We start from the raw sequence: 5,058 nt of genomic DNA on the forward strand, positions 1-5,058 counted from the left end.
GTCGGATCATTATCGATCACTTCTGCCACAGAATTAATCAATTTAATGATTAATTTCGCCATAAAATAACCCGGGGCTGCCTTACCACCAAAAATAAAGGTACGGGGGGTAATATCGAGATTGGGATTATTTTTGAGGCGATGATAGAGAGTAACGATATGTAAAACGTTGAGATGTTGCCGTTTATATTCATGAATGCGTTTTACCTGCACATCAAAGAGGGTACTAGGATCAACTTTAATGCCGACTTTTTTATCGATATAATTGGCTAAATCTGCCTTAATATCGTATTTAATTCGTCGCCAAGAGTCCCGAAATCCCCCATCATTCACATAGTTCTCTAAACCGCGTAAATCCTCCAGATGTTTAATCCAATTTTCGCCGATTTTTTCGGTAATCGCAAAAGTTAAGCGGGGATTACTAGAAACTATCCAGCGCCGGGGAGTAACTCCATTGGTTTTGTTGCTAAACTTTTCGGGAAAGAGTTCATAGAAGTCGCGCAGAACATCTTTTTTAAGTAATTCTGTATGGAGGGCTGCCACCCCATTAATTGCCTGGGAACCCACACAGGCGAGGTGAGCCATACGGACGTATTTTTCGCCGCTTTCATCGATTATAGACAAACGGGACATTTTGCCGTCATCATGGGGATAAATAATGCGAATTTTATCCAAGAAACGATAGTTAATTTCGTAGATAATTTCCATTAATCGGGGGAAAAGACGACCAAAAATACTCAAAGGCCATTTTTCTAAAGCTTCTGGCAAAAGAGTATGATTAGTATAGGCGAAGGTATTTTGAGTAATAAACCAAGCTTTATCCCAATCGAAATGATGCACATCAATTAACAAGCGCATTAACTCAGCTACCCCGACGGAAGGGTGAGTATCATTCAATTGTACTGACCATTTTTGATGAAAATTATCGAGACTGGGGTTCTCATGTAAGTGAATACGAATCATATCCTGTAGGGAACAGGAAACAAAGAAATATTGCTGTTCTAAACGCAGTTCTTTGCCTTGAATTGGTTCATCGTTAGGATAGAGAACTTTACTGATATTTTCCGAGTGAACTTTATTATCCACCGCACCATAATAATCGCCACGATTAAAGCGACCAAAATCAAAAGATTCACAAGCTTCTGATTTCCAGAGACGCATGGTATTAGCGGTGTTAACTCGATAGCCGAGAATTGGGGTATCGTAGGGAATTCCTTTGACTACATAATCGGGAATCCAACGACTGCGATAATTACCATTTTCGTCGGTATAGGATTCGGTATAACCGCCAAATTTTACCTCTACCGATGATTCTGGTCGGGCAATTTCCCAGGGATTTCCATACTGTAACCACTTATCGGTTATTTCCACCTGCCAACCGTCGTGAATTTCTTGATCAAAGATACCAAATTCGTAGCGAATACCGTAACCAATAGCTGGAATTTCTAGGGTAGAAAGGGAATCGAGATAACAGGCAGCTAAACGACCTAAACCACCATTTCCTAACCCTGGTTCTTCTTCCTGGGCAATTAATTCTTCTAGTTTTAATCCCGATTCGCTGACAGCTTTCTGAACCTGTTCGTAGATACCGAGATTAATTAAATTATTAGCTAAATGGGGACCGACTAAAAATTCGGCCGAGAGATAACAAACGGTTCTGACATCTTTTTTTAGATAGGTTTGTTGGGTGGTTAACCAACGCTGCAATAAACGATCGCGTATGGTATAGGCCAGGGCCATGTAAAGATCGTTTTTGCTGGCTAATTCCGGTAATTTACCTTGAATATAGAGTAAATTATCCCTTAAAGCCCGTCGGATAGTTTCTGTGTCTAATCCTGTTCTGTCGTCTTCGATGATAATCGGACAAACAAAAGTTGACTCTGGAGATGGATCCATAGGAGTTTTTTTACTGAAGATTGGCTGCTCTTAGTTTAAGATAACCAGACCCAAAATTATATCAAGAAAAGCTTAAATCTTGACTAAGATTAAGGTATAGTAATGACAGAGTTAAAGTGATTAAATTTCAATTACCGACAGAAAGTGAAGACAGGGGAAAGTTTGAACAATGGGTGCTTTTGTGACGGGTGGAACGGGTTTGAGCGGGGCGATAATCTTGGGAAAATCGCCCTCTATACCCCTTGATGGCGTGAAAATGTCAAAACAGTCCATTTACTAAGATTCCTCGAAGGCAGTTGGTTTCAAACCAGTGGAGATATTACTTATTAAGACTGAGTAGGAAAGGAAAAAGATGGTCTCAACTGTGCTGAGATGCTTAAGTAGTTAGGTGTTAAAAGTTGTCAGACACCCCCCTTATCAAGGTAGTAGGGTTGATTCATGAATCAACCCCATGAATCAACCCTAGGGGCAGGGGGGATCAGACGCAAAATCTATTTAATAACTCATCTAGGAAAACCTGTTCTTGCTAAAATAACTCCAATTTTAAGTGCCATCATCCCCCCAAGAACACTGCCCAACCAGTAAATTAAACCGAAAGTTAAGTTTCCCTGCTCTAAAAACTTGTTGACCTCTAAACTATAGGTGGAAAAAGTTGTATAGGAACCACAAAAACCCGTGGCAATCATCAATCCTAATTCTGGGGCAATTATGCGAATATTTTCCCTAATCATAGTAAAAATATAGGCAATAATTAAACAGCCAGAAAGATTAACAAAAAATGTCCCCAAAAATTGCCATTCTTGACCGAAAAGACTTTCAACTAATTTTGCAATATAAAAACGACTCAAAGCCCCAAAAATAGCCCCAATCGCCACGGATAAACTATAACGTCCCCTGAAAAAATTCATGCTGTCTCTCCTGCCCTTCAATAGTCAATAAATTGGAGAATTAAGTAGCTGGTTATAATTAAATTAAAAATGGATTTTAGGTTCGATCCCCCCTGCCCCCCTTAATAAGGGGGGTGCCGATAGGCGGGGGGATCCCCCCTGAGTCCCCCCTTAATAAGGGGGGCATCTGATAGTTTTTAACGCCTACCTACTTAACCTAGAAAAACTTCGGCAATAGCTGCCCCAATTCTCACGGCAATCAATCCGAAAATGATACTAGCAACGGCAAAAAAAAGACTGAGAAAATTTTGTTGATTGCGCCAGAGTATCAGGGTATCTAAACTATAGGTAGAAAAGGTGGTATAAGCTCCTAAAAATCCCGTTCTAACCATTAAATCTAGTTGGTGGGAATAAAAGGAAAAACTGGGTAAAATAGCCAAAAAGAAACCGATAGCTAGACAGCCAGTTAAATTAATAATAAAGGTTCCAGATGGAAAGCGCAAGCCGAATTTTGCTTTTGTCCATTCGGTAATGTGATAACGAGATAACGCCCCCGGAACCGCTCCTGCTACAATTGCGAAAACATCGTTCAAATCTGACATTGTCTCTAATTTTTTTGCTATCTTTGCCTAGGCTCTATGATAATTGATGCGGTTATCGATCGCATGACCCATATTTTCAGGGGTGTTATTGTCGAGGACAACCCTCTGATTTTAAAATAGAGGTATGAAAATTCAACCGCGTAAACGTTTTGGACAACATTGGTTAAAAGATGAATCGATACTCGATCGCATCATCGGCGCTGCTAATTTACAATCAGAGGATCGGGTATTAGAAATCGGCCCTGGTACAGGCATTTTAACCCGTCGTCTTCTCGATGGCGCTCAATTGGTTGTCGCTGTAGAAATTGATCGAGATCTATGGACAATTTTAAATAAAAAATTTGGCCAACAAGATAACTTTCATCTCATCCCGGGCGACTTTCTTAGCCTTAAACTGGAGCAACTGCCGCCGGTTAATAAAGTAGTGGCTAATATTCCCTATAATATCACCGGTCCGATCCTCGAAAAGCTGCTCGGTTCGATCGCCCATCCCTTCACCCCCCCTTATCAGAGTATTACCCTCTTAGTACAAAAAGAAGTCGCCGAAAGATTAGTCGCTGTCCCCTCCACCAAAGCTTACAGCGCTCTCAGCGTCCGCATTCAATACCTTGCCGATTGTCAATGGATTTGTGACGTACCCCGGCGGGCCTTTTCCCCCTCTCCCCGGGTAGATTCGGCGGTAATTCAGCTTTTACCCCGTGTTTTGCCGAATAATGTCAGTAATCCAGCCTTTTTATCCACTTTAATTAGCTGGGGTTTTGCCAACCGGCGCAAAATGTTACGCAATAATCTAAAAAATTGTCTAGATAGCGATCGATTAAGCCAAATCCTGACACAATTAGAAATTAATCCCCTCGCTCGCGCCGAAGATCTCAGTTTATCGCAATGGATTGACTTGGCGGAAAAATTAGGTCAATTGCCAAAATTTTAGATTTTTTTTCTTGACAAATGCACAGTTATACCCTTCTAGCCCCCGCTAAAATTAACTTATATCTAGAAATCGTTGGCGATCGCCCTGATGGTTTCCACGAGTTAGTCATGGTGATGCAGACGGTGGGATTATGCGATCGCATCACTCTCCGGCCGAACGGATTGCAGGAATTCCGCCTCTTTTGCTCTCATCCCCTCGTCCCCCAAGATAGCAGTAATCTCGCCCATCGCGCCGCCACTTTGATGGCGAGGGAATTCCCCCGCATCTTTGCCAATTACGGCGGCATCGATATCACCATCGAGAAATATATTCCCGTGGCTGCTGGTTTAGCGGGGGGTTCCACCAACGCGGCGGCGGTGTTAGTTGGCATCGATTTAATCTGGGAATTAGGCTTAACCCGTCCGGAATTAGAAACTTTAGCGGCAAGATTGGGGTCCGATACTTCCTTTTGTGTGACAGGAGGAACGGTTATCTGTACGGGAAGGGGAGAAATTCTCGATCCGATCGCTCCTCTGACCGGATTATGGGTGATTTTAGCCAAATACGACCATTTATCCGTTTCTACACCCTGGGCCTACCAAAGCTATCGGCAAAAATTTCAGGATACCTATCTGTCTTCTCCAGAGGACTTTCATCACCGCCGTCAGCAGGTGAGTTCCGGGGCTTTGGTACAAGCGATCGCCCATAAACAACCGGCCGCTATCGGCAAATTTATCCACAATGACCTCGAAAAGGTGGTTTTA

At 42.3% G+C, this 5,058-nt stretch carries 5 protein-coding genes; 2 read left to right on the forward strand and 3 right to left on the reverse strand.

Annotation, left to right across the window (positions count from 1 at the left end; all coding sequences use genetic code 11):
* The 3 genes from PX484_RS14830 to crcB (PX484_RS14840) form a co-directional block, all read right to left on the reverse strand.
* Positions 1–1,895: glycogen/starch/alpha-glucan phosphorylase (locus PX484_RS14830; protein WP_288104460.1), on the reverse strand; the 1,895-nt coding region annotated here is incomplete at its 3' end.
* A 503-nt stretch (positions 1,896–2,398) separates the two neighbouring features.
* On the reverse strand, positions 2,399–2,803 hold the full coding sequence (gene crcB / locus PX484_RS14835; RefSeq protein WP_287671245.1) for a fluoride efflux transporter CrcB: 405 nt from the start codon (positions 2,801–2,803) through the stop codon (positions 2,399–2,401).
* Positions 2,804–2,994: 191 nt separating this feature from the next.
* Positions 2,995–3,384, reverse strand: a complete 390-nt coding sequence (crcB, locus tag PX484_RS14840; protein WP_287671247.1) for a fluoride efflux transporter CrcB — start codon at positions 3,382–3,384, stop codon at positions 2,995–2,997.
* Between the two features lie 124 nt (positions 3,385–3,508).
* Between crcB (PX484_RS14840) and rsmA the strand changes: the two genes are divergently transcribed.
* Positions 3,509–4,315, forward strand: coding sequence for a 16S rRNA (adenine(1518)-N(6)/adenine(1519)-N(6))-dimethyltransferase RsmA (gene rsmA, locus PX484_RS14845; protein ID WP_108937545.1), 807 nt, complete (start codon positions 3,509–3,511; stop codon positions 4,313–4,315).
* A 17-nt stretch (positions 4,316–4,332) separates the two neighbouring features.
* Positions 4,333–5,058: 4-(cytidine 5'-diphospho)-2-C-methyl-D-erythritol kinase (ispE, locus tag PX484_RS14850; protein WP_288104464.1), on the forward strand; the 726-nt coding region annotated here is incomplete at its 3' end.

Origin of the sequence: Microcystis sp. M49636_WE2 (genome assembly GCF_030065375.1) — a bacterium.
In the GTDB taxonomy this organism is placed as follows: Bacteria; Cyanobacteriota; Cyanobacteriia; order Cyanobacteriales; family Microcystaceae; genus Microcystis; species Microcystis aeruginosa_C.